Consider the following 1,281-nt stretch of genomic DNA (forward strand, 5'->3'; position numbering starts at 1 on the left):
GACGCGGCCACGCCGGCGGCTGCGGCTCTCGGCGGCCGGCCACTGCGTGTGCGCCTGGCCGGCCGCGAGCAGGCGCCAGCGCAGGGCGTCGACGCCATCGAGCAGGGGCAGGCGCACCGCCTCGCCGCGGGCCTCGCGGTCGGGCCAGACGAGGGCCTCGAGGCGCTGGTCCTGGTGGCGCAGCTCGACGCGGCCAAAGCCCTGTTCGCCACCGATCACGGTCCACGCCAGCCGGCTGCGGCGGCCGTCGGGGTCGGCCTCGAGTTCGAGCGCAGGGAGCGTGGCGTCCGCAGCGGCCGCGCTCGGGCCGGTGCCCTCGGCGAGCTCCGGCGGGGCGATCTGCATCAGCTCGCGTTCGATCAGCGCGCTCGCGTGCACCACCGCCTGCCAGCGCGAGAGCTCGGCGCCGATGCGCTCGCGGGCATCGACGAGCTGGCTGGTGGCGCGCCAGGTGAGCACGCCGACCACGCCGAGCAGCGCCATCGCCACCATCAGCTCGATCAGGGTCAGGCCCACGCCGCGCCGGCGTGCGGGGCGGCGCGGCACTGTGCGCGGGGAGGCGGGGAGGTGGCCGCGCGGCATGGCTTCGTTCAACGCAGCGGCCGCACGGCGAAGCCGCTCAGGGTGGCGAGGGTGCGCTCGCCGCGCGCGTCGAGCACGCGCACGTCGATGCGGCGGAAGAGCGCGTTGGGCGTGCCGCTCACCCTCTCCTCCCAGCGCATCTTCACGCGCGCCTGCTCGGCCTCGCCGCGGTACTCGCCGATCGCCGGCCAGGCCGCGGTGGCGCGGTGCATCGCCAGGCGGTTCTGCGCGACCCAGCTCGCAAGGGTGTGCTCGCGCAAGGCCGCGGTGGACTGGGCGGTGGCGCCCATCGCGCGCAGCGCGGAGACCAGCGCGATGGCGACGATCGCGAGGGCGACCAGGGTCTCGAGCAGGGTGAAGCCTTGCATGTGCGCGGCGTCGCGAGGGCGCGCACGATCTTGGGTCGACGCAGCGCTGTTGGCCGGGCTCAACGTGCCGCCTCCGCGCCGGCCAGGCGCTCCACCCGGCCGTCGATGCGGCCGGCGATGCGGTAGCGCTTGCCGTCTTCGGCCAGCTCGAGCTCGAAGGCCGGCGCGCGCGACCCGAAGACGATCCGCCGGCCGCCGCCACCCTCCCGCGGGTTTGCGAGGGACTCTCCCGCCGGGGCGCCTGTCGAGAACGCGCCGTCCGACCCCGCGCGCAACGCCTGCGGGGCTCCGCGTTCGCGCACGCGCAGCCCGGCCACGCGCAGGCCGCCCG

General features: G+C 76.8%; 3 protein-coding genes. All 3 read right to left on the reverse strand.

Annotated features, from left to right (window positions below):
• The coding region (locus C667_RS23045) for a PulJ/GspJ family protein (protein WP_004389107.1) at nt 1–582 on the reverse strand (582 nt) is incomplete at its 3' end.
• Between the two features lie 8 nt (nt 583–590).
• Complete coding sequence (gene gspI, locus C667_RS23050) at nt 591–950, reverse strand: type II secretion system minor pseudopilin GspI (RefSeq protein WP_039923007.1); 360 nt, start codon at nt 948–950, stop codon at nt 591–593.
• Between the two features lie 59 nt (nt 951–1,009).
• The coding region (locus tag C667_RS23055) for a hypothetical protein (protein ID WP_004389109.1) at nt 1,010–1,281 on the reverse strand (272 nt) is incomplete at its 5' end.

Source organism: Thauera phenylacetica B4P (genome assembly GCF_000310225.1).
In the GTDB taxonomy this organism is placed as follows: domain Bacteria; phylum Pseudomonadota; class Gammaproteobacteria; order Burkholderiales; family Rhodocyclaceae; genus Thauera; species Thauera phenylacetica.